The sequence below is a fragment of the Roseateles sp. YR242 genome, from assembly GCF_900109745.1.
Lineage (GTDB): Bacteria > Pseudomonadota > Gammaproteobacteria > Burkholderiales > Burkholderiaceae_C > Roseateles.
In genome coordinates this window covers 116,641-143,004 of sequence record NZ_FOAV01000009.1, presented here as the reverse complement: position 1 = coordinate 143,004, position 26,364 = coordinate 116,641, and the positions used below count along the sequence as shown (strand labels likewise).

Annotated in this window: 17 protein-coding genes; 5 read left to right on the top strand and 12 right to left on the bottom strand. The window is 66.1% G+C overall.

Annotation, left to right across the window (positions count from 1 at the left end):
• Positions 1-163 precede the first annotated feature (163 nt).
• Entirely contained in the window at positions 164-1,174 is a 1,011-nt protein-coding gene (locus BMY53_RS17190; RefSeq protein WP_092947715.1) for a SphA family protein, read from the top strand.
• On the opposite strand, the gene BMY53_RS17185 is transcribed toward BMY53_RS17190, so the two are convergent.
• Complete coding sequence (locus BMY53_RS17185; RefSeq protein WP_143074115.1) at positions 1,155-1,967, bottom strand: hypothetical protein; 813 nt, start codon at positions 1,965-1,967, stop codon at positions 1,155-1,157. The genes BMY53_RS17190 and BMY53_RS17185 overlap by 20 nt on opposite strands.
• 192 nt (positions 1,968-2,159) lie before the next feature.
• Between BMY53_RS17185 and BMY53_RS17180 the strand changes: the two genes are divergently transcribed.
• From BMY53_RS17180 to BMY53_RS17170, 3 genes are read left to right on the top strand one after another with little or no spacing between them, the layout of a single operon-like run.
• Positions 2,160-2,693 carry a pyridoxamine 5'-phosphate oxidase family protein gene (locus BMY53_RS17180; RefSeq protein WP_092947713.1) on the top strand — a complete coding sequence of 178 codons (534 nt, stop codon included), beginning with the start codon at positions 2,160-2,162 and terminating at the stop codon, positions 2,691-2,693.
• Complete coding sequence (locus tag BMY53_RS17175) at positions 2,683-3,672, top strand: diacylglycerol/lipid kinase family protein (protein WP_092947712.1); 990 nt, start codon at positions 2,683-2,685, stop codon at positions 3,670-3,672. Before BMY53_RS17180 ends, BMY53_RS17175 begins: the two co-directional genes overlap by 11 nt.
• Positions 3,669-4,454 carry a metallophosphoesterase family protein gene (locus BMY53_RS17170; RefSeq protein ID WP_092947711.1) on the top strand — a complete coding sequence of 262 codons (786 nt, stop codon included), beginning with the start codon at positions 3,669-3,671 and terminating at the stop codon, positions 4,452-4,454. Before BMY53_RS17175 ends, BMY53_RS17170 begins: the two co-directional genes overlap by 4 nt.
• A 36-nt stretch (positions 4,455-4,490) precedes the next feature.
• Here BMY53_RS17170 and BMY53_RS17165 read toward each other — a convergent pair whose 3' ends face one another.
• From BMY53_RS17165 to BMY53_RS17135, 7 genes are all read right to left on the bottom strand, one after another.
• Positions 4,491-6,692 (bottom strand): hypothetical protein, encoded by a 2,202-nt coding sequence (locus tag BMY53_RS17165; RefSeq protein ID WP_092947710.1) that lies wholly within the window; start codon positions 6,690-6,692, stop codon positions 4,491-4,493.
• 152 nt (positions 6,693-6,844) lie between these two features.
• Positions 6,845-9,586, bottom strand: a complete 2,742-nt coding sequence (locus tag BMY53_RS17160; protein WP_143074114.1) for a hypothetical protein — start codon at positions 9,584-9,586, stop codon at positions 6,845-6,847.
• 113 nt (positions 9,587-9,699) lie between these two features.
• Positions 9,700-11,970: a hypothetical protein gene (locus BMY53_RS17155; RefSeq protein WP_143074113.1), complete on the bottom strand. Its 2,271-nt coding sequence runs from the start codon at positions 11,968-11,970 to the stop codon at positions 9,700-9,702.
• A gap of 67 nt (positions 11,971-12,037) precedes the next feature.
• Positions 12,038-13,003, bottom strand: coding sequence for a tripartite tricarboxylate transporter substrate binding protein (locus BMY53_RS17150; RefSeq protein WP_255370257.1), 966 nt, complete (start codon positions 13,001-13,003; stop codon positions 12,038-12,040).
• 132 nt (positions 13,004-13,135) lie between these two features.
• Positions 13,136-15,004 (bottom strand): GGDEF domain-containing protein, encoded by a 1,869-nt coding sequence (locus BMY53_RS17145; RefSeq protein ID WP_092947706.1) that lies wholly within the window; start codon positions 15,002-15,004, stop codon positions 13,136-13,138.
• 15 nt (positions 15,005-15,019) lie between these two features.
• The gene (locus tag BMY53_RS17140) at positions 15,020-17,200 is read right to left on the bottom strand and encodes a putative bifunctional diguanylate cyclase/phosphodiesterase (protein ID WP_255370256.1); all 2,181 of its coding nucleotides are present in this window, start codon (positions 17,198-17,200) and stop codon (positions 15,020-15,022) included.
• Between the two features lie 11 nt (positions 17,201-17,211).
• Positions 17,212-17,637, bottom strand: coding sequence for an Hpt domain-containing protein (locus BMY53_RS17135; RefSeq protein WP_092947704.1), 426 nt, complete (start codon positions 17,635-17,637; stop codon positions 17,212-17,214).
• 221 nt (positions 17,638-17,858) lie between these two features.
• Here BMY53_RS17135 and BMY53_RS17130 point away from each other — a divergent pair, with 221 nt between their 5' ends.
• Positions 17,859-19,526: a sensor histidine kinase gene (locus BMY53_RS17130; protein ID WP_177200929.1), complete on the top strand. Its 1,668-nt coding sequence runs from the start codon at positions 17,859-17,861 to the stop codon at positions 19,524-19,526.
• Between the two features lie 105 nt (positions 19,527-19,631).
• On the opposite strand, the gene BMY53_RS17125 is transcribed toward BMY53_RS17130, so the two are convergent.
• The 4 genes from BMY53_RS17125 to flgL form a co-directional block, all read right to left on the bottom strand.
• Positions 19,632-20,285, bottom strand: a complete 654-nt coding sequence (locus tag BMY53_RS17125; RefSeq protein ID WP_404947887.1) for a response regulator — start codon at positions 20,283-20,285, stop codon at positions 19,632-19,634.
• Between the two features lie 221 nt (positions 20,286-20,506).
• Positions 20,507-23,884: a PAS domain S-box protein gene (locus BMY53_RS17120; protein WP_092947702.1), complete on the bottom strand. Its 3,378-nt coding sequence runs from the start codon at positions 23,882-23,884 to the stop codon at positions 20,507-20,509.
• A 12-nt stretch (positions 23,885-23,896) separates the two neighbouring features.
• Entirely contained in the window at positions 23,897-25,060 is a 1,164-nt protein-coding gene (locus BMY53_RS17115) for an EAL and HDOD domain-containing protein (protein WP_092947701.1), read from the bottom strand.
• Positions 25,061-25,073: 13 nt separating this feature from the next.
• Positions 25,074-26,321 carry a flagellar hook-associated protein FlgL gene (flgL, locus tag BMY53_RS17110; RefSeq protein WP_092947700.1) on the bottom strand — a complete coding sequence of 416 codons (1,248 nt, stop codon included), beginning with the start codon at positions 26,319-26,321 and terminating at the stop codon, positions 25,074-25,076.
• Positions 26,322-26,364: the final 43 nt, after the last annotated feature.

Below are 26,364 nucleotides of genomic sequence, written 5' to 3'. Positions count from 1 at the left end.
GGTGTGCCTCTAATTGATACGCCTCGTGACGTATGGCACGCCGCCATCGGCAGCGCATCGGCATGATGCGCAACGTCGAGAAATGCCGATCAGCACTGATGAAATCGGCACTTTCGCGGACCATAGATAGATCGAGACAACAAACCTTCGAGGGATTTTCAGGATGATTTCGCTTCATCGCCGCGCAACTGCGGCTGCCGTGCTGTGCCTGATCGCTGGCACCACCTGGGCCACCGAGAACAGCCAGGTGCGTGGCCTGTTGGGCGCTCCGTCGTATGAGCTGGCCACACCGCAGTTCCCGGGCTGGTATGGCCAGATCTGGGCGCAGCACTATGAAGCGACCAAGCTGCGTGATGCCAATGGCAACACGCCCACCAGCTCGGCCACCGTGCCTGGCCTGGGCACACTGCCGCTCACCGTCAACGGCAGCGTGCGTGCCGATGTGCTGGTGCCGCGTGTCACCTTTGTCAGCGAGCAGGTCCTGTTCGACGGGCATCTGGGTTTCTCCGCCGCGCTGCCGATGGTCCATCAGACCACGCATGTCTCGCTGGCCACCGCGCTGCCGGCCGGCACCTCCGAAGCGGTGACCGCTGCGGTCAAGAGCACCCTGGCCGCCGCCAGCGCCCTGCGCTCCGGCAGCCACACGGGCCTGGCCGATCCGGAAGTCGCTGCCTATATCGACTGGCAGCAGGACGAATCCCGCGTGGTGGCCGGTGTGGCCATGAACCCGCCGCTGGGGGACTACGACAAGAACCGCGTGGTCAACACCGGTGCCGGTAAATACTGGACCTTCAAGCCGCTGCTGGTCGCCACTCGCGCCTGGGAAAACGGTTTCTCCATCGGCATGCGCGCCACCTACTCGTTCAACACGCGCAACGACGATACCGGCGTGAAGTCCGGCCAATACCTGCACGCCGACTGGACGGGCATGTACCGCCTGAACGACCAATGGCAGTTGGGCCTGCAGGGTTATGTGCTGAAGCAGTTCACTGCCGACACCGGCGGCACGGCGGGCGAGAACAAGGTGCAGGCCCTGTCCGCTGGCCCGGTCATCGCCTATGTCGCCGAGAGCGGCAACTGGGGCATCGACCTCAAGACCATGCAGGAATTCGCGGTGCGCAATCGTCCCCAGGGCACGGTCACCTGGCTGCGTCTCAACGTGCGCCTGGACTGAATGCCCAGTTGATACCGAGGGCCCACCACGGTCGTGTGTCGGGCCCGAGGTGGGCGGCGCGGCTCAGGTCGAGCGACACCTGGTCGCTGACCAGATAACGCGCACCGGCGCGCCAGCGCCGCTCACCATGGTCGTCGAAGCGCTCGGCGACGAGGGACCAACGCATCGATGGCGACCACTCCGCGGCCAGACCCCGGCGTGCCCGGGATCCGGCGCCGGGGTGTTGATCAACCCCGAGGTTGAGATGCAGGGCCACTGTGGTGGCGGCCTGCCACGTCACCGGTACCACGACCGTGCTGCCGGCATAGCGGATGTCTCGGCTATTCCAGTTGCTGGCGGCCGCCACGCCCACGCTGACGCGCTCGCTGAGCGGCACGGCCCATTTGAGCTGCGGCCCGAAGTAGGTTTGTGGGCTCTCATCGGCCTGGTGCAGGGTGTCCAGGTTGACGCCCCACTCCAGCCCGCCCCAACGACAGGCCGGCCCCACATGGTTGAGCCAGAAGGTGCCGGCATCGCTGCGCTCCTGCCACACTTCCACCTGGCACTGCCCCGGATCCAGCAGGGCCGCGTCGTCCACCGCATGATGGCCGCCCGCAGCCCAGCCGGCAGTCGCCAGGAGCGACATCAGGCCGCCCATGCCCGCATTACGCAGTCCCACCGAACGCGGGTCCACCGAACGCAGGCGCAGCGAACGCACCACCGAATGCAGGCGCAGCGGTTGGCATTGGCGAGAAGTCTGGAGGATTTGTTCGGATCGAACCGGCTGGACGTGAAGGTCGTGACGATGGCTCATGCAACTACTACAACGGCGGCGGACGTGGCGAGGCCGGGCGGCCAGGCTGTTGGCATCATAAAAAGCCCTGGGTGAGCCGTGTGGGCCTGCGGTGGCACGCAACCGGGCCGCCCGTGCAGCGTTTCGCGCGAAGGAGAGATTTCAAGGGCACGCCCCTTGCCACATGAGGGCCATCATCAACGGAGCCCTGCCATGTCTGTCTCACGTACCGTCACGCCGGCCGACGAGGCCGATCGCCGCCACAAGCTGTGGAATCTCATCAAGGACACGCGGTTTGCGATGTTCACCACCCGTCACGCCAATGGTCATCTGCATTCCCGCCCGATGACCACGCAGAACCGGTCGGTCGATGAAGACGATACGCTCTGGTTCTTCATGTCCCGCTCCGGCGATCCGCTGTCTGACGTGGCTCAGGATCCGGTGGTCAACGTGAGTTACGCTAATACCGATGCCGACCACTACGTGTCCGTCTCCGGTCGAGCCACAGTGGTGGAAGACCGCGCCAAGCGGGAGGCGCTGTGGAGCAAGGCCGCGCAGGCGTGGTTTCCGAATGGCGTGGACGATCCCGATCTGGCCCTGGTGCAAGTCAAGATCACCCACGCGAGCTACTGGGATGTGAAGGCCAGCAAGCTCACCCAGCTCTACGAGATGGCCAAAAGCGTGGTGACGGGTGAGCCGCCGGAGAAACTCGGTGAGACGGCTGAGGTGCGCATGAATGCAGGCTGATAACGCGCCCCCTTCGCCAATGACGGCGCCGCCACTGTTTGTCGTCTTCAACCTGGCATCCGGGCGAGGAGATCGTGACGAGGTGCGCCGGGAGATCGAATCGGCCTGTGCCGCCCATGGCCGCCGTGCCGAATTGCTCACCGTTGATTCGCCCGATCGGCTCATGGAGATCGCCGAGGAAGCCGTGCGTCGCGCCCAGGCGGAAGGCGGCGTGGTCGTGGCGGCGGGGGGCGACGGCACGCTCAGTGCCGTGGCGCAGGCCACGCTGGGCAGTGGCTGCGCCTATGGCGTGCTGCCACGCGGCACTTTCAACTACTTCAGCCGCACCCATGGCATCTCGGCGGAGATCGGCGAGGCCATGCGCACCTTGCTGGAGGAGTCCCCACGTCCGGTGCAGGTCGGCCTGGTCAACGGCCGTGCCTTTCTCGTGAATGCCAGCCTGGGCCTGTATCCCCAGCTGCTGGAGGACCGTGAGACCTGGAAGCAGCAATTCGGCCGCAGCCGCCTGGTGGCGCTGGGTGCGGGCATCGTCACCTTGCTCAAGGGCCACCGGTCACTGCGGCTGGCTTTCGATGCGCCGGATGCGCCGGGCGCACCGCGTGACTTGCGCACGCCCACGCTCTTTGTGGGCAACAACGCCCTCCAGATGGAGCAGGTCGGCCTGCCGGAGTCCCATGCGATCGACCAAGGGCGGCTGGCCGGCGTGGCGGTGCGTCCGGTCGGTCGAATGGCGCTGCTGACGTTACTGTTTCGCGGGCTGCTGGGGCGCCTGGGCGCGGCGGACGAATTGGTCGATTTTTCGTTCAAGCGTCTGACGGTGCAGGCGCGCCGATTCGGTGGCCGGCGGGTGAAGGTGGCCACCGATGGGGAAATCGTCTGGATGAATCTGCCGCTCACCTTCGAAGTGGCGCCGCAGCCGCTGATGTTGATTCGTCCGGCCGGCCTCGCGCCCGAGCGCGCGGCGGAGCAAGCATCATGACCCTGCTGATGCAGGTCTCTGACCCGCACTTCGGCACCGAACGTCCGGCCGTCCTGGCGGCGCTGGAGCAACTCTGGCGGGACCGGGCACCGGATCTGCTGCTCATCACGGGCGACGTCACGCAGCGCGCCCGCGTGCCGGAATTTCGTGCTGCCAGGGCCTTCGTGGACCGCCTGAAGCCCCGGGCGCAGCTCGCAATTCCCGGTAACCATGACATCCCGCTCTTCGATCTCTGGAGCCGTTGCCTCCATCCCTACCGGCGCTATCAGCGCCATTTCCAGCCTGCGCTGGAGGGCGAATTCGACGACGGCGAGGTCTGTGTGCTGGCCCTCAACACCACGCGCTGGTACAGGCACAAGCATGGTGAGGTGTCAACGGTGCAGATTGCCCGTGTGACAGAACGACTGCGAGCCGCTGCCGACCGGCGTTGCCGGGTCATTGCCGTGCACCAGCCGGTCGCCGTGACGCGCGATAGCGACCTGGTCAACCTCCTGCGCGGGCATGAGGCTGCGGTGGCGGCCTGGGCGCAGGCAGGGGCGGACCTGATCATCGGTGGCCATATTCACCTGCCTTTTGTGGTGGCGCTTCGCGAGCGATGGCCCTCCCTGGCCCGGCCGATGTGGGCCGTGCAGGCGGGCACCGCGCTCAGCACCCGCGTGCGTGCAGACGTGACTAACTCGGTCAACCTGATCCGGCTGGAGGCCGAGTGGCGCGTGGAGCGTTGGGATTTTGAACAGACACAGGGGAGATTTGCGCAGGTCGGTGTCAACCTTCTGCGCTGAGCTTGTCCAGGTTTTCACGCCTGGCGCGGTGTGCGCTCAACTTTCCACCTCGCTGTACAGTTTGATGATCGCTTGCTCGTAATCGTCGCGGTTCCAGTCCAGGTGTCCGCCGAAGTGCTCTCTCAGTGCTTTCGTGGCCTGCGCCATCGAACCGTCCGGAGGGACGCCGATGGTGTCCAGCAAGGCGGGGCCATCCGCTTTCCCGAGCGCCATCAGTATTGAGTAGTAGAAACAGTCCCCATTGGTGGGGGCCGTGAGGAGCCTGCCGTTCAGCACGGGGCTGTAGTGGCTGTTTTTCAGGGCGACGATGGCAGGCGTGACGCCAGGCGAGGTGTTTCCGAATTTCGCCCTCAGTTGCCCGGTCTCGCGGTCCACGATCTCCAGCGACCGATGCCCTGGCCAGGCCTGGCAATCGACGAGAAAATGCGGCCCCAGTTCCGCACTGAACCCTTCCCAGTTGCCGGGGGTCTTGATCTCGCTGACAAACTGGTCCATGCGCAGCTGGAAGTTGGCGGCGGTGAGTGGCGGTGCTGCCTGACGGCCTGAGCGGCCGCCCGGGTCTGTACGGTCCGCCAGGTTGGCCCGCGTCACGCCGGGCGTCTTATGGGCGGCAGGCACCGGGTTCCCCAATGGCGTATTGGGCAGGGTATAGGGCAGGGCTTGCGGGCCGGAGTCGTCCCGCGAGAACGGCGCTTCGCCATTCAGGAATTGCTGCAGCCAGGCGGGTTGCTCCAGGGCTGCGTCCAGGCTTGCGTCGAAGGACTTGAGCAGCTGCGCCGCGTCCAGATAGGCCTGCCCGGCGGTGGCGGTCGGACTGGCGGGCCGGGGCCTCGCCGCTTCAGCCGTCACATGGGCGGCCGGACTCCTCAGGGACAGGATCGCCATCGGCAGGCCCGAGTGCATGCCGATGTTGGGCCATGCCATATCACCGGGGGGCGCATTCGTCTCAGCGGGCCTGCCAGACCGGCTGCTGATGGCGGCTGTTACTGACGCATGCGTTGCCGCCAGCAACTCTTTCACCAGTTTGGTGATGGTGCCATGGGCTTCGCGAACGGCGTCGCATTGTGTACTCGTCAAATGCTTTCTCACGAAATCACTGACTGCGGAAATGTCTGTGCACATGCTCTGCAGCACAGCCTGTTCGAAGGGACGCAGCAGGGATGCCGTCCGCGCCAGCGGTGTGTTGAAGCATAAATTGGCGCAGCCCTCCCGTTGGGTGGTGGCCCCCGCCCGACGTTCCACCGCCGCGACGGTGTCCATGAGCAACTGCGCTGCGCACCCCTGCAGCAAGCCTGGCCGTGTCCCGCATCTGCCCGAGGGCCAGGTATTGGCAGCTTTGTGCAAGTGGCGCTGTTCCAGGGCTTTCGCCGTCAGGCAGGCCGCCTTCAACCGCTCATGAACCTCCGGAAACTGCGGGATCAGGGACTTGAGGGCATCACTTTTGGCAGCATCGGTGTACTCGCCGAGGGCCTTATAGCTGCATTGCAGCCGTCGTTCCAGGTGGCTGAGGGGGGGGAGGGGGCTCAGTGCGGCGTTTTGGACCAGGTCCTGAGTTCCAATCCCGCTGAATTGAAGCTTGGACGTACCGTGTTTGGAGGCGTTGTAGCGCGCGACGAAGGCTCGCAGGGTGGGGCTCGCGTCCAGCGCGGTGATGGCTGCCAATTGCTCGGCCTGGCAAGCACTCAGGCTGTCGGGGTAGTTGTTGTGGGACTGCCCGGACACCAGCGCCAGCATCCGGTCCTTGCGCAGCACCAGTTGACAGCGCGGCTGACCGGCCATGTTGAGCGCAGTGGTCTGCGCGAGTACGGCGCCGGGCGGCACTGATTTGTTCACCAGTTGCCGGCCCAGCGGAATGTCGATGGTCACCGAGGGGAGGTCAATCACGGGGCGTGGTTTCGTCAGGATGACCCGCAACGTGTCGTTGCCCTGAACCGGTTGGGATGGCAGAAGCAATTCCCATTGCCGTGCCACCCATTCGTAGCTCTGCCGCAGGCCCGAAGACGGTGCTGCCGGCCACTTGTCGGGCTGAAGCGCTCCGCCCTTCAGTGCCCGCCCGGCCTCGAACAGAGTTTGCCAATTGCGACCATTTACCTGCAGGATGATGGAATCTGCGGTGGCGATGTTGCCGTAGAGCCGCTCAGCCAGCGCGCGATCGTCCCGCCCTTGGTGGCGGCGCTCTCGCAGGGCCATGAGGCACTCACCGATCGCGACACCCTGCAAGCACTGATTGTCTTCCATGGAATCAAAGCAACTGGGGATGGCCGAGGCCGGCAAGGCCGGTGCGTTCGCCCCGGAATGCGGCGAAGCCGCTGCAAGATCCTGCGGTGCGCGCGCGCCCAGGCTTGGCAATCTGTGCATTTGACCTACTCCAACGGACAAGGTGGTGCTCGTCAGTGGTCGCGCCTCGGCGATTCGTTCCTGGCGCGCTTGGCCGGTGGCTGTCCATGCAGGATGGCGTCGGTCGGTGAACGCGCGCCTGCGCTACCCTCCAGCGCTTCGAGCATCGCAAGGCTGCGTGGGCCGACTCCCGTATCGCCTACCTTGAGGTCGGTGATACGAAGGCAGGCTCGCGGTATGTCCGTTCCGATCGTGGTGCCAGGCGATTCATTGGGGGGCGGCTCAGGGGCGGAGGCAGCACTCCTCGCGGGTCTCTTTATGGAGCCAATAAACGTATCTACCACGGCCTGTTCAACGGAGTGAAGCAACTCGCGAAGCCGCGCGATGGGGGTATTGAACTGCCAGGAGCGCGTAACTTGTACTTCCTCTTCCTTGGCGATCTCATCCTCCCGGTCGGCTATCGACTCCATCACGATCTGGACGATGCAGCCTCTCACCACGGCGGGGCGATAACTGCTCCCGGAAAATTTTTGGTTTTTGATCATTTGCGCTCTCAGCTCGAACTCCGCCTCGCGGGCTTGCTTGCGTGCAACTTTCAGGTGACCCCACGTGTCGGGATTTTTCTCCACCCTCTGGTCAAGGGCGCGGCTTTCGCGCGAGTCCCCAGCGAGCCAACCATAGTTGAACCTCAACAAGGTCGTCTCGCGGCGAGGCTGTTCGAGCTCGACGGCCAGACCTTGGTGGGCTGAAAGTGTGCCGCTTGCCACAAGCCGCAGTCGCTCCTCCGGCTGCACCTTCTCGTTGTAGCAATCGACAGCAAGGCTCAGGGATTTTCCATCCGCCTGGGCAGCGTGGAGAGCATCCTGAAGGATTCCCTGCAGTTCCTGGACACGTCGGTGCGCGCTCGTGTCCTGAGGCAAAACCGGGGCGGCTTCGACCATGAGCTGTCCTTGATCGTTGGTTCGCAACTCCAGCCTCGGACGATTGGGTGCATGGCCGTCTCCGGTGGTCGCGAGCAGGGTTGCTGACGTCGTCGCTTGCACGTCGTTGCCGACCAGGGACAGGGGGAGCGTGACGGCACTGCACTCCACCAGCATGTCTGAGACGGGGACAGGCTTGGCGAAGGTGTCCAGGCTTGGCCCCCCGGCGTCGAGCTTTACGCGAGGATTCAGCTGATTGAGACAGGGGGCCTCCTGCCGGCGGGCTGGCTGGCTGCCCCAAGCAGGCCATGCCGGGATGGCGTCGGACGGGGAGCGGATCACGGCACCACTTCGCGGCAGAGGTGCGAAAGGCGGGAGTGGCAAGTGCCTGCTGTGGGGGGCGTGCGGGTCAGCTTGGTGGGGGCGCTGCGCCGGTGCGGATATCGGACCGCCGCTCACGCTCGCGCCAGGCGATGCGCTCGGATCGCCTGATGCCCGATGCGTGAGACACAGGCTCAAACGCGGAATCGCCGTCTCCATTGAGACCTGCCATTCCTCGCGGGACGGCTTACGGGCGGGGCTGGAACTTTCGGCGCGCGTCGCTTCGGACGCGAGCTGCATAAACGCATCGACCGCCGTCCGTTCCATGGGATGCAGCAGCATGCGTGCTGTGTCGATGGGGGTGAGGAACTGCCAGGAGCGGCCGCCTCTTGCTCCGTTGTCTTTGGCGACCCCATCCTCCCCGCGGGCCGCCGCCTCCATGATCATCTGGACAATGCAGCCTCTCACCACTGCGGGGCGATAGTTGCCAGGGGGCAGTTTTCCGTCACTGAGTTGCCCTTGCAGCGATGGCTCCATCTCAGCGGCTTTGCGTCGTGCAAAACTCAGGCACGCCTGGGCGTCGGGATCAATCCCCAATCTCTGGTCAAGGAGGGCGCCATCCCCGGAGTCCCCAGCGAGCATTTGATAGTCAAATTTCACCACCCCCGCCAGGCTGCGCAGTTGGTCGGCCTGCCGTGCCAAACGGTGGCTCCCTGAATGCCCCTCGGATTCAACAAGATTCAGCTGCTCGTCTGCAGGCATATTCCGGTTGAAGCGTGCGATGGCTTCGCCCAGGGATTCAGAAGCCTCATGGGCGTCATAGAGGGCACTCTGAAACATATCCATGGCGTCCTGGACATGTTTGTGAGCTTGCACTTCCCGGGGCGAAACCGCGGCGAATTCGCAGGTGAACTGACCGAAGTCGTTGGTTCGAAGCGCCAGCCACGGACGATGCGGCTCGTTCACGGCCGCCTTGGTGGTCGCGAGCAACCTTCCTGGTAGCTTAACGCCCCTATTCGCCGCCCCCACGTCGTTGGCGACCAGTTCCATGGGGACGGTGAAGGTGGCGGACTCTGTCAGCCTTTCTGGGACGGGGACCGGCTTGGTGATGATGTACGCGGCGCGCGAGTGGCCGAGATCGCGCGTCCCCAGTTCTTTCCAGCACGCGGCGACCCAGTCCAAGGCCAATTGCACGCCAGCAGAGCGACATCGGTCGGCTGGGGGGTCACGCAGCTCACCGTTGGCGAGGGCCTGACGGGCCGCCTCGACGGCAGACCTATGCTGAGCTTGTATGGGAATCCGAATTTCGCTCGCCATGGCGATGCCCTGGACCAGTGATTCGCGCATGGCGGTATGCGCTTCACTTCCGGCTTCCAACTGTTGCAGCGCCAGGACACACTCGCCGATGGTGGCGCCATCCACCACTTGGTGGGGTTGCAGCCGCTTGAAGCAATCGGGCCATGCATGATCGATCGGCGGAGCGTGTGGCTCGGAGGATGGCGGGGTGGCGTCGGAAGCTGTGCGCGCCTCACGGACGGATGGGGAGCGGATCATGAGGCGAGTCTCCGGCTGGCGAGAAAGCCGTCAGTGGCCTGGACCTGCCAGGGTGTTCGCGCGTTTCAGCGCGGTCGGAGCAACGCGGTATGGGGGCAGCGCTGGTGAGGGAATCACCCCGCCGTCTGATGCTCATGCTCGGCATGCCGGGGCTCGCCGATGCTTGGGCCGTCGCGCCTCGGCGAGTCGTACCTGGCGCGCTTGGCAGGGACCTCCCCCTCGAAGTTCCAGTCGGCCATGGCGGGCGGGCCTCCAGCGCCCTCGGCGCCCGTCCCGCCCTCCACCTGCACATGCAGGCCAAGGATGCGCTCGCGATAGTCCTCACGACGCTGTTCGAGAAACGTGGCGAAGATGGACCTCAGCGCACGAACGGCCTCTGCAGGGGCAGCGCTCGCGACGTCCGGGATTGCCGACTGCAACAAGTTCTTGCGGTTCTCGGGGCTCATGGCGGCCAGCACGGAGAAGTAGAAGCAGTCGCCGTTGGCGGGGGCGCTCATCACTGCAGGCCCGACCAGCGGCATGTAATGCTGCTGGACACAATCCCTCACCAGCCTGATGGGTGATGATCCATCGGCCGTGCTGCCGCAGCGTGACATCAGATCCCCGTTGTGATTGTTGAGGATCTCCAGCCCTTGGCCGGTCGGCCAGCCGGGGCAATCCGTGATGAACCGCGGTGCCAGTTCCGCGCCGAACCCGCGCCAGTTGCCGGGCGTGCGGATTTCCTCGATGGACCGGTCCATCAACTGGTCGTAATACGCATTGAACGGCGATAGCGGCTCGACCGTGGCGCCGTTGGTGGCATCAGCATCGGTGATGGTGTCGTGCGGCAATGGACTCCACGTTGGTATCCACCCGGGCTGAGGGGCCAGCGCGATCAGACTGTCGAAGGAGGTCAGACTGGCCTCGTTTTTTCCGTACGCCGGGACGGTGTACAGGTCCGGCCCCTGCAAGACGTCTGACTCGTCTTCCTCGAAATAGAAGTCATCATCACTATCGGTGGCTGAGTCTTCGTCAGCCCCGTACGTGCGACACAGGCAAGCGCGCGGAATGCCTGTGTCCATCGCGATGGTAGGCCATTCACTGTGGGTCGGCGCCTTGGTGAGGCGTTCGCGCAGCTGAGGAGCCTGGTGCGTCACCTCCTCAATCACTTCATGGACCACCACCTGCTCAAGAGGGCGAAGCATCTGGCGTGTCAGGCTGATGGGCGTGAGGAATGTCCAGGAGGGTTTGGCGGGCACGCCCCCTTTTCGTACGACGCGCCTTGCATCCATGGCGGTCATCCACTCCATCACGACCTGGACGATGCAGCCTTTCACCAGGTCGGCGCGATATTCGCCAGGCTTTGGTGGCGAACCGTTGAGCACGCGCGCCAGTGCGACTGCCTCCATCCGAGGAGCCCAGTCCTGCTGTGCATTCTGCAGGATTTCCTCTGCGCGGGAATCCCCCGCCATCCAGCGTTCAAGGTACTCGCTATGAATGGCTCCGCCTGCAAGAGCCCGATAGTCCAGCCTTATCGACGACGACAGGCTGCTGGTCGCTTCAGTGGGCAATTCCAGGCGCTGGTGGGCTGAAAGCTTGCCCATTTCAACAAGACGCAGCTTCTCATCCTCCTTCACCTTTTCGTTGTAGCGATCGATGGCTTTGCTGAGAGGTTCGTGACGAGAAAGGGCCCTGTCAAGGGAGTCATACAGGATGTCCCGCACGTCTTCTGCACGCTTTATTGCTTCTTCGTCCGTCGTCCGCACCGGGGCGGCTTCTACGATGAGCTGTCCATGCTCCTCGACTCGCAGCACCAGCCAGGGACGGTCTTGTCCTTCCCGGAACGGGGTGGCCGCCAGCGTGCTCCCTGCGGCCCCCTTGGCGGCGACCATTTGCATGTCGAGCCTGACGATGGTGCCCGCCGTCAGCGTGCTGTTCACCGGGATGGGCTTGGAGATGAGGACCGGCGTGTCCGAGTCGGTCTCGCGCAACTTCGTCGGACCAGGCCACTGCGTGACGACCCAGTTGAAGGCCAGTTCCAGTCCGGCGATTCGAGACTTGGTGGCGCAGGAAGAGGGATGCAGTTCACCGCGAGCGAAGGCCTCAGCGGCCGCATTGACGGCACTGCGGTGTGGCTCGTCCCTGGGCACCTCAATCAGGCTCGCCAGGGCGATTCCCTGATACAGGTGGGCGCGCAGGTCCTTCTGCTCAAGGCCCCCGGCTTCCATCTGTCGCAAGGCCAGGAAGCACTCGCCAATGGTGGCGCCATTCACCGGCTGGTAGGGGCGCAGCTGACTGAAGCATGGGGGCCACACCTGGTCGGGCAACGGGGTGCGTGTGGCAGTTGACGGCGGCGTCAAATCGGCCGCTCTATGGACCTCAGGCGAGGAAAAGGATCGGATCACGTCGCGAGACTCCGGCAGGCGGGAAAGCCGTGAGTGGCTTGTGCCTGCCGGAGTGTTCGCGCAGGTATCAGTCCGCCACGATCTTGTTGGCCTTGATCAGCTTGGTGTAGCGCTCCCGCTCGGCATGCAGGTGCTTACCGAAGGCCGCGCCGTCGCCAGGCGTGGAGTCTCCCCCGGCGGCGGCCAGGCGTTCCTTGACCTCCGGGGAGGCCGCCGCCTTGAGTGCCGCGGCAGTGAGGGCAGCCAGGACAGGCTTGGGCGTGTTGGCCGGCGCCATCAGGCCATACCAGACCGAGGCCTCGAAGCCGGGGAAGCCGGATTCGGCGATGGTCGGCACGTCGGGCAACAGATTGGAGCGCTTGGCGCTGAGCACGGCCAGCGGGCGGAGCTTGCCGCTGCGGATATGGGGCAACACCTCGAGTGCGTTGAGAGCCACGACCGGGACCTGGCCACCGATGACATCGGTGAGGGCCTGGGCACCACCCTTGTAAGGCACATGCATCAGGTTGATCTTGGCGGCGCTGGCAAAGAGCTCTACCGCGAGGTGAGGGGTGGAGCCGTTGCCGGGCGTGGCGTAGCCGATGGACTCCGGCTTGGCCTTGGCGTCCTCGATCAGCTTGGCCAGCGTCTTGTAGGGGGACTCGGGGTTGACCGCGATGACCACCGGCACCCGGCCGATGAGCGCCACGGGCGCGAGGTCTTTTTCAACGTCGTAAGGCGCGGGTTGGTAGAGCGCCATGTTGGCCGCCACGGCATTGGCCGCCATGAGCAGGGTGTAGCCATCCGCAGGCGCGGTGACCACGGCCTTGGCAGCGATGTTGCTGCCACCGCCGGCCTTGTTCTCGACGATGACGGGCTGCTTGAGCTCGGCCTGCAGGCGCACGCCAATGGCGCGTGCCACCACGTCCACCGCACCGCCGGCGGAGTAGCCGACATAGATCTTGACGGGGGCGCTGGGGAAGGTATCCGCGCTGGCGAAGGAGGACGTCAGGGCCAGGGTGGCCGTGACCAGGGCGAGGGTGTGTCGATGCATGAGGACCATTCTGGTGAAGTACTTCAGGAAATCGCGATGCACCTGTCTCGGGGTGCGGCGCGATTCTGGAAGGCCTTGCTTCAGCTCACCAATGACGGTCGTGTGCTAGCTGCTATGCGGGTTGGGCATGGCTTACGCCACACAGGCGCGATTCTTCCCGGTGCGCTTGGCTTCGTAGAGCGCTTCGTCGGCGCGGTCCAGCGCGTGCTCCATGGTTTCCCCCTGTCGGTACAAGGTGACACCGGCGGAGAACGTGACGAAGACGTCGCGCCCTTCATGCATGAAGAGGCTGGCAGAGAGGGACCGCTGCAGCCGCAACAGCACCGCCTGCGCTTCTTCCAGCGGGGCCTCCGGGAGGATGAGGACAAATTCCTCGCCGCCCCAGCGGCCCACCTTGTCCCCGGGCCGCAGCATGCTGGAAACACGGGCCGCCAGGGACTTCAGCGCTTCGTCGCCAGCGGCATGCCCCAGGCTGTCGTTGAGCTTCTTGAAGTTGTCGATGTCCAGCAGGGCCAGTGACAGCGGGCGCGGTTCGCGTTCAAGCTTGGCCCGCTCGGTCTCGAAGGTGGCCATGAGGCCGCGGCGGTTGGCCACCTGGGTGAGTTGGTCGGTCTGGACTTCATTGGAGAGCTTGCGCAGCTCCCCTTCGAGTTCCTCGACGCGTTCCGCCAACTGGCTGGCACGGTCGTGTTCATTGCGCAGCCGGCCCTGGGTCTGTTGCACCAGGGATTGCACGCTGCGGCTTTCCTCGACCATCTCGCGGACGACCCCGGCCAGGCTCTCCAGCGTGTCGGCCTGTTCGATGACCTCGGCATAACGGCCCACGCTGTCACTGAATCGGTCGGTGTGCTGGCCGAGTTCACCCAGCTCCTGCAGCATGCGGTTGATGAGGCCCTTGAGAGCATCCCGTGCGCGGCCGCGCTCTTCACGCAGGCTGGCCTGGCGGCTGCGGGTGTTGGTGAGCAGCTCGTTGACGGAGCGCACGCTGCGCGCCGTGAGGCCCTGCGCCAGGGTCTGGCCCATGGCTTCGCACTGGCCGCGGGCCCAGGAATCGTCCTCGGCCAGATCGGCCAGACTTTCGGTCAGGGCACCGCAGAGCTTGCCCAGTTCGGTGAAGGCATGGCCACGATGGTCCATCCAGCGGCGTACCCGCAGGCACAAGGCCTCCATGGCCTGCGCACGATCGGGCGTGGCGCCTTCGCGGCGCAGCTCTGCCAGCGCAGCATCCAGTTCAGCCACCAGTTCAATGGCGCGGGGGTCTTCACCCTTCAGGGCGTGCTGGACTGTCGTGTTGAGGCTGCCTCCGACGTCAGGCCAGTTCCCTTCGCCCGGGCCCTGATTGCCCAACAGGCTACCCAGTTCGCCATATCGGGCGGCATCGGCCTGTGCCGAGGCCTGGCCCGGCGGCTGGGCCACCTCGTCATCGGTGAAGAACTGGCTGGGCGTACCGCCGTTGCGGTCGTCATCGTCCTGTTCGCCATCCAGCGGGGCATGCTGGGTTTCCACACGGGCGTCGCTGGTATCGCCGTCCCAACTGGTGACGAGCTGGCGCATGCGCTGGATCAGCCGCTGTGGGTCGGTCCGGTTGCTGGCCAGCACGCGCAGTACCCCGTCTTTCTTGCGCGCCAGGGTCCACTGCCGGCCACCACGCTCCAGGCCTTTCATCAGGCGCTCGATGAGTTGCGCCATCTGTTCTGCCTGGGCGCTGGCGCCGTGGGTCTGCTGCAGCGCTTCGAGGGCGCGTTGCAGTTCGTCCCAACGGCCATCCCTCAGTTGCGTGGCCAGGCCGGTGCGCTGCTGCGCATCGGGCACGGCCAGGCTCAGCAGCCGGTTCAGCGGCGCCTGGGCGCGCTCCGGCAGGTGTCCGGCAACTTCCCGCTGCGGTTCACCGGCTTCCTGTGCATAGGCCCGGGCGTAGTTCTCCGGCGTGGGTTCCAACTTGTCCAGCGCCAGGCGGCGCAGGGCCGCCTTGGCAATCAGAGCGGGGGGCTGCTGCGGCATTGGTAAGACTTGAAATCAGCGTTGAGACAGTTCTTCGCCCGCGTCGGCCGAGGGAAGGATCCAGGGTGCCTTGCGGGGCAGCACCGTCTGGGCCAGCCACCGCTCCAGATCATCCGGCGGCAGCGGCTTGCTGAAGAGGAAGCCCTGCATCAGGCTGCAATCCAGTCGGCGCAGCACTTCCATCTGACGCAGTGTTTCCACCCCTTCGGCAATCACCTTCAACCCCAGCGAACGGGCCAACGCAATGATGGCAGTAACCACGGCGGAGCTCTGCGGCGTAATACCGAGATCCCGCACAAAACTGCGGTCAATCTTCACTTCGGAGATGGGCAGCGTGGTGAGGTAGGCCAGCGAGGAGTAGCCGGTACCGAAGTCGTCAATGGAAATTTCCACACCCACCTCGTTGAGGCGGTGCAGGGACGGGATCACGCTCTGCAGGTCCTTCATGAGGCCCGTCTCGGTGATTTCCAGCTGGATGGCCCGGTGGGGCACGCCCCAGGCACTGACGAACTGGTGGATATGCTCGACCAGGTCGGAGCGTTCGAACAACCGGTTGGGCAGGTTGACGGCAATGGACTCCGAGAACCCGAAATTGAGCTGCCAGACCTTGGCCTGGCGCGCGGCTTCGCGCAGGGCCCATTCGGACAGCGGCACGATGAGGCCGGTCTCCTCGGCCAGCGGGATGAAGTCGCCCGGCGGCACCAGGGTGTTGCCACGCCGCCAGCGCATCAGCGCTTCCGCCCCCACCATGCGGGCGGTGCGGACATCGATCTTGGGCTGGTAGTGCAGCACCAGCTCATCGCGCTCGATGGCCTTGTGCAGCGCCGACTCCAGCTCCAGCTTCTCGCGGCCGCGGCCGGCCAGCATGGGCGTGTAGAGCGCCGAGGCGTTGCGGCCCTGGTTCTTGACCGCGTACATGGCCACGTCGGCATTGCGCAGCAGGTCGGCCATGGTGAGGCCGTCGCGAGGGTAGAGCGCGATGCCCACGCTGGCGGTGACAAAGCATTCCTGGCCGGCGATGAAGATGGGTTCGCGCAGGGCTTCCAGCACCCGCTCGGCGACGCGCTCGGCATCGCCTTCGTCGCTGACCTCGGGCAGCAGCGCCACGAATTCGTCGCCGCCCAGCCGCCCCACGGCCTCCAGCGTCCGGTGGGACCGGGTGCCCACCGATTCCAGCATGCCTTCCATGACCTGGTCGGAATGGCGCACACAGGAGCGCAGACGGCGGCCGACTTCCATCAGCAGTTCGTCGCCCGCGGCATGGCCCAGGGTGTCGTTGATGACCTTGAAACGGTCCAGGTCGATCAGCAGCAGGCCGACGTCATGGCCCATGCGCCGACCGGCCTCGATGGCGCGCTCGGCGCGCCAGATCAGTTGGCGGCGGTTGGGCAGGCCGGTGAGGGCGTCGAAATTGGCCAGTTGGCGGATGCGGTCTTCCGCCATGCGGCGGTCGGTCACGTCCTGGATCACGCCGGTGTAGCCGCAGGCATTGCCGTGTTCGTTGAACTCGGGCTCGGCTTCGATGTGAATGACGCGTTGGCGGCCATCCAGCAAGGTGAAGGGCAGGTCGGTCACCAGCACCGAGTTGTGGGCCACCACATCGCGCAGCAGGCGCATGAAGAGCATCCGCTCTTCGCGCGGCACCATCCGCATGACGCCGATGAAGTCCAGCGGGTCGTTGGGGCTGCGGCCGAAGACGCGCAAGGCCTCGTTGGCCAGCTTGAAGCCTTCGCCGGTCTGCCACTCGAAGCTGCCCATGCGCGCCAGGTCCTGGGCGCGTGCCAGCTTGGCCTTGCTGCGCTCCAGCTCGATGCGGGTGCGGGAGCTGCGCAGCAGATAACGCAGTCGGCCCGCCAGCAGCCGCCACTGGGTGGACTTGACGAAGAAGTCGGTGGCGCCGGCCTGGTAGGCGCGGTTGATGGAGGCTTCGTCGTCCAGGCCGGTCAGCATCAGGATCGGCGCGTTTTCGAAGCCCGGCATGGCGCGCAGCCGCTCGCAGGTCTGGAAGCCGTCCAGGCCAGGCATGAGGGCGTCCAGCACGATGATGTCGGGGGTCCACTGCGTCACCATCTGCAGCGCTTCTTCGCCGCTGTTGGTCGAGGTGGGGGCGAAGCCATGCTCGCGCAGTGCCGCCTCGATCAACAGCAGGTTGACCTGGTCGTCGTCCACGAGGAGGACGCGGGGCCGTTCTTTCAATACGCCTTCCTTCACGTCGGCGCTTTCATCGGACCGGGGGGGAGAAGCAACTGCTGCAGCGCCAGGCGCGCAGCGTCGATGTCCGCCATGGCGGTGGTGGTCAGCGCAGGCAGCCCCTGCACCTCTCCCGCACGTGCCATCGCCTCGATCTGGGCACAGCGCTCAGACAGGGCCGAGGCCCCCAGGCTGGCTGCGGCCGATTTCAGGGTGTGGGCCACATGGCGCAGGGCCGGCAGGTCCGGCGCCGGGGCCAGCCCCTGTCGCAGCACCGCCTCCTGTTGCTCCAGTGCCTTCAGGAATGCACCAATCACCCGCTCCAGCAGATGGTTGGTGCCGCCCGGATCCAGTTCGCGCAGACGGGCGAGCGCCTGCTCGTCCAGCACGGTGGGAGAAGGCGACAGGCGGGGCGGCATCGTCAGGATGTGGTCTGGTGACATCTTTTCTGGATGGATCTGCAGTGATGATTTCACGCAAGGTCACTGCGCATTGTCTGTCACTGCAAGCCCTCAAGCGTGCGAAAAAGCGGCAAATCTCCTGCTGTTGACACCCCTGATCGGGGTAAGCCCTTGGTTTTTACGGGGGCGCACGCCGGATCCATTGCGGACGTCCCTCGTCTAGGCTGGCTTTTGGGGCTGGATGCCTACATACAATGGTCAGCATGAATAGGTTGGGGGAAGCCGCCGTTCGCCGTCGGCCGTGGAAGGGCGCAGCGCTGGCACTCGGGCTGGCGGCTCTTGCCCTTGTCCTGCTGGTGGCGCTGAATCTGGAGCAGAGCGGGCCTGGGCTCGTGCTGACTGCGCTCGTGGCTGGCGCGGTACTGATGCTGTTTGTCGCGGCCGTCTCCTGGCACATGGCGGTGAGGCTGGCGCGTGCGCAGTTTGGTGAATTGCTGCGTGAGTCACGCCAGCAGGCCCAGGTCTTGACCCAACTCATCCCCGACTGGCATTGGCAAACGGATGCCTTGCATCACCTGGTGCGCTGGCAGGCCCCACAGGGGGCGCCGGCCTCGAACTGGGTGGGGTCCCCGCTCAATGGCGCGGTCACCCAGACCTTGTGGGAGCGTTTTCGACCTGCGGATGAATCCCTGGACCTGGCCCGTGGCATGGCCACCGGCCAATCCTTCTCGGGCTGGCTGGTGCGTGACACGCAGGACCGTTGCTGGGAACTGCGCGGGCAGGCAGTGCTGGACCTTGCGGGCCGCTTCACCGGTTACCTGGGCTCCGCCCGTTTGCGCGATGCCGACGCTGACCCTCAAGCGGGTGCTGCTGGCGCTGCTGGCGCGGCGGCGCCTGGCCCAGTCTCCACGGAATGGTTGCGGGCCTTGCCCGGCCCCGCCTGGCTGATCAGCGAGGCGCAGCCGGGTGCCTTGACCCGGCTGGTGGACTTCAACGATGCGGCGGCCCAGATGATGGGGGGCGCGGTGGAAGTGAAGGGGCAGTTGTGGCGCGCCTGTGAAGAGCGCCTGCCCGACGAATTGCGGCAGGCCCTGGCCGAGCCGGATCTGCAGTCAGGCAGCGCCTGCGGGTCCTGGTGGTTGTGCCTCACGCCTGTGCCGCACAACGACGGTGTTCAGGGATCCCTGCTCAGCCTCTGGCCGCAGGGGGCGGTGGACACCGTGCCGGCGGCGCTGGCCATGCGTGCGGCGGAACAGGCCCGGGCGGATCAGGCCTCCTTCAGCTATACCGTTTCGCACGACTTGCGGGCGCCGCTGCGGGTGGTGGAGGGCTTTACCCGCATCCTCAAGGAGGACTACGGGCGCCTGCTGGACCGGGCCGGCAATGACCACCTGGACCGGGTGCTCAGTGCGGCCGGGCGCATGCACAGCATGATCGATGCCTTGCTGGCGCTTTCTCAGCTGTCCTCCCAGGCCTTGCGGCAGGAGACGGTGGACTTCTCCCTGCTGGCCGCGCATGTGCTGGACGAATTGCGGCGGGCGGTGCCTCAGCGGCAGGTGCAGACGCATGTCCAGCCCGGCCTGCGGGTGCAGGGCGACCCGACCTTGCTGCGCATGGTGCTGGAAAACCTGCTGGGCAATGCCTGGAAGTACAGCAGCCGGGAGGCGTCGGCGGTCATCCGCTTCGAGGCCATGACGCGGGACGGGGAGCGGGTATTTGTGGTTTCCGACAATGGCGCCGGATTCGACATGCGGTTTTCAGACCGGCTCTTTGGTGTCTTCCAACGCCTGCACAGCGCCAGCGAGTTCCAGGGCACCGGGGTGGGCCTGGCCTCGGCCCGCCGCATCGTCCGCCGCCATGGCGGGGACATCTGGGCCGAATCCGAAGTGGGCAAGGGGGCCCGGTTCTACTTCAGCCTCCCCGAAGCCTGAGCCCCTCAAGCCCGACCATGAGGTGCTTTTCCGGGCACCTGGCCGCTCGAACCCGCGTCAACAGCATTAACGCCGGGCTCTGATGAGCGACCAGCGGGGCGAACATCAAGCGCCGAGGGCCAGTTGCTCGACCGCTTCAACGAGGCGTTGCGCCTGGTCCGCAGGGGCGATTTTCTGCTCGTTGGCCATGCGCTCCAGACGGGCGAGCGCCTGGGCACGCGTGAGGGAATAGCGGTGCATCAAGATGCCCAGGGCCATGGCTTCGACCACCTGCAGCGACGCCTGGCTTTCCACCGGCGTGAACGGCGTGGTTGGCGCTGTGGTGTCGCGGGCCGGGCGGTTTGCAAAAGCGGCTTCCACGGCGGGCACGATCTGGTGGATGTCCAGCGGCTTGATCAGGTAGGCCAGCGCACCCAGTTCCTTCACCTTGGCCACGGTGGCTTCGTCCGCGAAGGCCGAGAGGAACATGAATGGCATCTGCAGGTAGTCCCGCAGGTAGCCGGCCACGTCGAAGCCGCTCATGCCTTCCATGCGGATATCCAGCAAGGCCAGATCCGGCCGCTGCTGCCGTGCGATCAGGATGGCGTCGTCCCCGTTGTCGGCATCCAGCACGTCATAGCCGGCCTGTGCCAGGCCATGGGTCAGCGTGGCCAGCACCAGGCGGTCGTCGTCGACGACCAGGATGCGGCCCTTGCCGGCATCACCGGTATTGCCCACATTCGTGCCCGACTGACCCGGAAAATTCCCGATGGGGCTGATGCTCACGCTGTTCACGCTGCTTTCAAACCTCGAATTTTGGTTGACCGATCATTGTGACCTAAATGCCGAACTTGCCTCTCGCCGTTTGCGAGTCGTCACAATCTGCCACAAGGACTACAAGAAGTTGTCAGGAAAGAGCGAGCCTCAAGTCCTGACCCCACGTTTGACCCGGGTGCATGCGCCACTCTGTCGCCGGGAGCGGCGGCGCCCAACGATTGGATTCAGCTCGCGCGCCCCGGCGCCAGCAAGCTGACCCCTGGCGGCCACAGGCTCAACTCACACACCACCCGGTGACCTTCCTGCGTCAGGCTCAGCAAGGCGCTGCGCCGTGGCAACAGCGCCCGCACCAGCCCCAGCCCGGACACGCCTCCCCGGATCTGCGTCAGATCAAACCCGGCAGGCAGCGTGCCTTCATTCACCACCCGCAGCAGCACCTGCTCCGGATCGAACACCAACTCGCACCGCACCGGTGCCTGCCCCCCATGCTTCAGCGCATTGGTGAACAGCTCGTTCAAGGTCAGCGCGATCGGAATCGCCTCCACCTCCGGCAAGCCCCACCGATAGGATTCCTCGGCCAGCAGCCCACCCACTTCCACCTGGATTTCCCGCCCGAACATCCGTTGGACCGACCCCAGCACCGCCTCGATGACCTTGCGCAGTCGCAACGGCCCGGAGTCTCCCACCTGCAGGCCGTACACCTGCGCGATGGCCTGCACCTGGCCAACCGCCTCGTTGATCACCGTGGCCACTTCCGGGCGGCGGGCGGCGATCTGCTGCAGCAGCCCGGCCACCCCTTGCAGGTTGTTCTTGATCCGGTGGTGCACTTCCCGTACCAGCAGTTCCCGCTGCGCGATCGCCGCCTCCAGGCGGGCGGCTTCCTGCGCCCGCTGCTGCGTCACATCGCTGGCCACCAGCAGCAACTGCTCCGGTTCCACCTCGCCGCTGGCATCGTTCACGCCGGAGAGATGCAGCAGCCGCGTATCCCAGACCCGGGCCCGGCCGCCCACCTGCAGCCGATACTCGCGCTGCAGCACTTCGCTGCTGTTGAGCGCGAACTCCATGTCGTTGCGCACCTCGGCCGCCTGCTCGCTGCCGAACAAGGCTTCCAGGCTGGCCCCGATCAGTTCTTCTTCCTCACGGCCGGCCAATGCCGCAGCCGCCTGATTGATCTGCCGCACCTGCAGCGTCCGTGCGTCGTGCAGGCTGATGGCGATGGGTGCGGCTTCGATGATCCGCTGCAGCGACGCCTGGGCCTGCTCGCTCTGGGCCTCCGCCTGACGGCGGCGCTCGATGTCCAGCAGCGCGTAGGTCAGCTGACGCTCCCCGTCTGCCCCGCTGCCGGTCACCACCGCATTGCCCACCACCCAGAACTCGCGGCCGTCCCGAGCCACCAGCCGGCATTCAAAAGTCTCGGCCTGGCCCTCGGTCAGTTCGTCCAGATAGTGGGTCTGCCGGAAGGGATGGTCGGGCGCATCCGTGGCCACCATGCTGATGGGCTGGCCGGCAAAGGCCGCCAGATCCCCGCCAAACATGCGCCGCGCCGACCGGTTCATCCATTCGATGCCATGCCGTCCCACGGTCACGATGCCCACCAGTACCGAATCCAGCACCGCACGCTCTCGCTCGGTCTGCAGCAGCAGTGACTGCTGCGCGCGGTGGCGTTCATCCACGCTCAGGTAGGTGGCGATGATGCCGGTGTCCGGCTGGCCGGCCCGCACATAGCGCTTGCTGACCTGCATCCAGATCGTCGAGCCATCCCGGCGCCGGACCCGGCGCTCGCCGCGCCACAACCCGTCGGCCGACAAGACCTTGGCCACCACGCGCCGCTCGTGCTCGAATTCGGCGGGCGAGTCGAACAGTTCCGCATGGGGCAGGGCGGCCAGGTCGTCGGGCCGGTAACCCAGCAGATGGCCCAGGGCCTCGTTGGCCCGCACCAGGCGGTCATCGCGCAGGATGGCGATGCCGACGTCGGACAGGTCGAACATCAGCTCCCGGTCCTGGGCCAGGGCTTCCAACTGGGCCTGCTGCGCCTTCAGCCGGGAAATGTCGCTCACCACCACCACCAGCGCCTGTTCCTCCGGCGCCTCCGGGGGCACCACGCGGCGCAGCGACAAGGCATGCCAGCGGGGTTCCTGGCCGGACGCCGTGCCCGGCCACTCGAACTCGAATTCCAGCCCTTGGTCGTCCAAACCCGGCAGGGCCGCCACGACCTCGCCATGCAGCAAGGGCAAGGCCTGGAACAGCGCCTCGAACGGTGTACCCGGTTCCGGCTCGCCGGCCATGCCCAGCATCCGGCCCAGCGCCCCGTTGCTGCGCAGCAGCCGCTGCTTGCGGAAGTAGGCCAGGCCCAGGCCGGCACCATCCAGCATCGCGCCCAGCTCCCGCAGCAGCAGCTCATAGCGGGCCTGGGCCTGCTGGTTGTCGGTGACGTCCAGCGTCAGGACCGAGGTGGTGCGCTGGCCGGAAGAGAGTTGCCCGGGCTCCACCCGCGTCAGCAGCCAGCGCAGGCCCATCTCCGGATGGCGGACGGCATAACGCAGGGCCACCGGTTGGTTGTGCTTGATCGCCTGTTGCAGTTTTTCGTATTCGGCGCGCGAGGCCGGGTCCACCATGTCCCGGTTCACGCCCTGCAGCGCGCTGGGCTTGCTGGCACGAACGTCCAGTGCCCCCGCAGCGCCTGGCTGCGCAGCCTCCGGGCTGCCCGTGGCGTTGCGCGTGCTGCCCTTGCCGCTGTTGCCACTGGTGCCGCTGGTGCCCATGTGGCCACCGCCGTCCAGCAGCGCGGCCTCGTCCAAGGATTCACCCGGCCGTGACCAGCCCGCGTCCGGCTGGAAGGTGGCCAGCCCCACGCCGGCCGTGTCCATCAGCGTTTGCAACTGCTGATGGGCCAGCTCCAGCGCCTGGTCACGGCTGCGGTCCTCCAGCATCAACACCAGGCGGGGCCGGCCCCAGGGACCCGCCAGGCGCCGGATGCGCACGCGCATCCAGCACGGCCGCCCTTGCGGCTCGGCCACCAGGGCCTGGCGCTGAAGTTCGGTGCCTGGTTCAGGAATCGGCCCCGTCAGCAAGGCGCGCCAATCCGGGGGAAGCTCGTGCAGGCTGACAGGCGGCTGGGGGCACAGGCGGCGCACCAGGCCGGTGAACGCCGCGTTGTATCGCAGCAGCAGCCCCTGGTCGTCGTGCATCAGCGCGGGCAGGGGACACAGATCCAGCCATTGGTCGATCTCCGCCTGCATGCGGTCGGCCCGTTCGCGGGCGGCTCGTTCGGTACTGTGGTCCTGCAGCAGGGCCAGTGTCAGGTCGCTGTCTTCCAGCGGATGCAATGAGGCCTGCAGCAGATGTTCCTGCTGCTGGTCGTCCACCAGCCGCAGTTCCTGCGCACGGTGGTGGCCCGTCTGGTGGCCGCTCAGCCGGCGGCTCTTCAGGGTGACCGGGCCCAGCAACTCCACCAGCCGTGCATTGGCCAGCAGCACCTGGCCGTGGGCGTCGAAGATCAGTGCCGGCCAGGGCCCTTCCCAGAGCCCGGCCAGCAGCGAAGACCAGACGACCGACCGCTTGCTCAGCAGCGAGCGCAGAGGGTCGGGGGCCGACTGGTCCATGAGGGGAGCTGTTTACTCCAGCTGGCCGGCCTTGTGCAGGGCACGCAGCACGGCGTTGTTGACCTCTTCCGGGGCCAGCATCAGCGAGTCGATGGCGGTGCGGGTGTCGAAGACGGATTCGTTCTCGATCGCCTGCACCAGATCCAGGTAGGGCTTGTAGGGGCCGTTCTTGTCCACCAGCGCCTGGCGTACGCGCTCTGGCACGGGGATGGACTGCAGCAGCTTCTCGAACGGCTGGCGCAGCATGTGGTCCAGCAGCGAGAACAGGCCGCAGATGAACATTTCGTCGCGCAGTTCGGCCTCGGCCATGCTCTTGGCCAGGTCTTCCATCAGCAGGCCACGGCGCAGCGCGGCGAACATGACCGGGCGCATCGCGTGTTCCTTGCTGGCCGTGGCCAGCAGCAGCGCCAGCCAGCGGCGCAGGCGGGCGTAGCCCAGCAGCATGATGGCGTGGCGGAAGGAGGACACCTCCACCGACAGGCCAAACGCCGCCGAATTCATGTAGCGCAGCAGCTTGAACGCCAGGCTCGGGTCGCGCTTGAGCGTCTGCTCCAGGCGCTCCACGTCCTCGCCCTGGTCCACGCGGGACATCAGCTCCACGATCACCTGCAGGTCGGCCGCCTGGCTGTCCTTGGTGGTGGGCGCGTTGGCAGGGGCTTCGAATTCACCGCTGAAGGGCCAGCCCAGCACGCCGGCAGCCCCCTTGTCCCAGGCCTGCTTGAAGTCCTCGGCACTGCGGGCACCGGAGATCAGCACCGTCTTGCCGGCCGGCGCCGGGCCGCTGGCCAGCTCGGGCAGGTCCAGCACGATCTGCTTGAAGCCGGCGGCCTCGGAACGGCCCTTCAACAGCGTCACGACCCCTTCGGCCGCACGGGCCTGGATCTGGGCGGCCAGATCGGCATCGCCCACCAGGAAGGCCGGCACTTCCACCCGGAAATGCTGGGGCAGGGGCGCGGCGAGCAGCCCCTTGAGCAAGCCCTCGTGCGCCACATTCAGCACCACCGGCTTGGCGGGGAAGGCGTCCGACAGCGCCGCCAGCACATCCGCCGCCGCAGGCGCTGCGTCTGGGCGCAGTGCGAACACGGTGACGCGGGTGGCCTCGATGTCGAGTTGTTTGGAAACCAGGGGCGCGTATCCCAGGGCCAATTGGCCCAGCACGGCGTGCGTCGAGTTCATGCAGGTGGCGGCGTCAGGAGTTGAGGTATTGGAACAGCGACATTCGCTGGACCATCGCGTAAGTCTTCAACGCCGCATCGTAGCCCGTCTGCTGGTTCTGGAAATCGGAAATGCCCTGCGTCATATCCAGGTCCTCTGCGGCAGATTGCTCAGCCTGGTTGTAAACCTTCAGGGTTCCGAGCCGGGTTTGCGACCCGTCGAGGTTGTTCATCTGCTCGCCGACCTGGCTGCGCACGTTGGTCAGGTTGCCCATGACGGCATCCAGATCGCGCAGGCTGGTGAGGTTGGCCTGGGTGACTTCCATCCCGGTGCGCCCCTCCTGGCGGAGCGATTCGATGGTGCGGTCCAGCACGTCGAAGACCTTCAGATCGTTGGTCGCGGGCTTGACGGTGAAGGTGTCGCCGTCCACCGGGTTGCCGCCGATGGTCATGGACATGCCTTCGAACTTCACCGTGTTGCCGGCGGTGTAGTTGTCGCTGGCCACGGGCACGTGGCCCTGCGACTCGTTGTAGACCGTGTACGTCTGCGAGGGCGCGGTGCCGGTGATGGCGATGCTGTAGCTGTCGCCGGTGATGGCGGTCGGGTCCGTCACGCGGCCGGAATCGATCCAGCCCGCCGGTGCCGCACCCGTGCCGGTGTTGGTGCCCGCGCCCGTCACGAAGGTGCCGTTGCCGCTGCGCGCCTGTTCCCAGGCCGCCATGCCGTCCACGCTGAGGGGATAGTTCTCAAGGTTACCGGTCGTAACGCTGCCGCCGATGCCCTCGAAGCCCACGCCGCCGCCTGTGCGGTTGCCGGCTGCATCGCGCTCGACCGGGTTGTCCAGGAAGGGCGTTCCCGTCGTGCCCTGGCCCGAGAAGAGGTAACCGCCCGCGCCGTCGCTGCGGTTGGCAATGGCCAGCAACTGGTCACGCAGGCCCTGGACCTTGTTGGCCAGGCCCTTGCGTTCCGCGTCGGTGTAGCTGGCATTGCCGGCGGACACCAGGGTTTCGCGGATCTGTTGCATCAACTCGTTGGCGTCGCCCAGCGCGCTTTCCGCCAGGGTCATGCTGTTGCGGCTGGCCTCCAGGGCGCGCTGGCTGGCGTCGACCTGGCCGATGGCGGTGCGGGCACGCTCGGCCCGCGCTGCGGCGGTGGGGTCGTCGCTGGCCTTTTCGACCCGTTTGCCGGAGGTCAGGCGCTGCTGGGCGTCCTGCATCTCCTGCTGGCGTTTCTGCAGGGTCGAGATGCTGGCCTCGAACATGTTGGCGGTGGAGAGGCGCATGGGGCTTCCTTCCTGGCGTCAATTCAGTGTCTGGGGATCACGC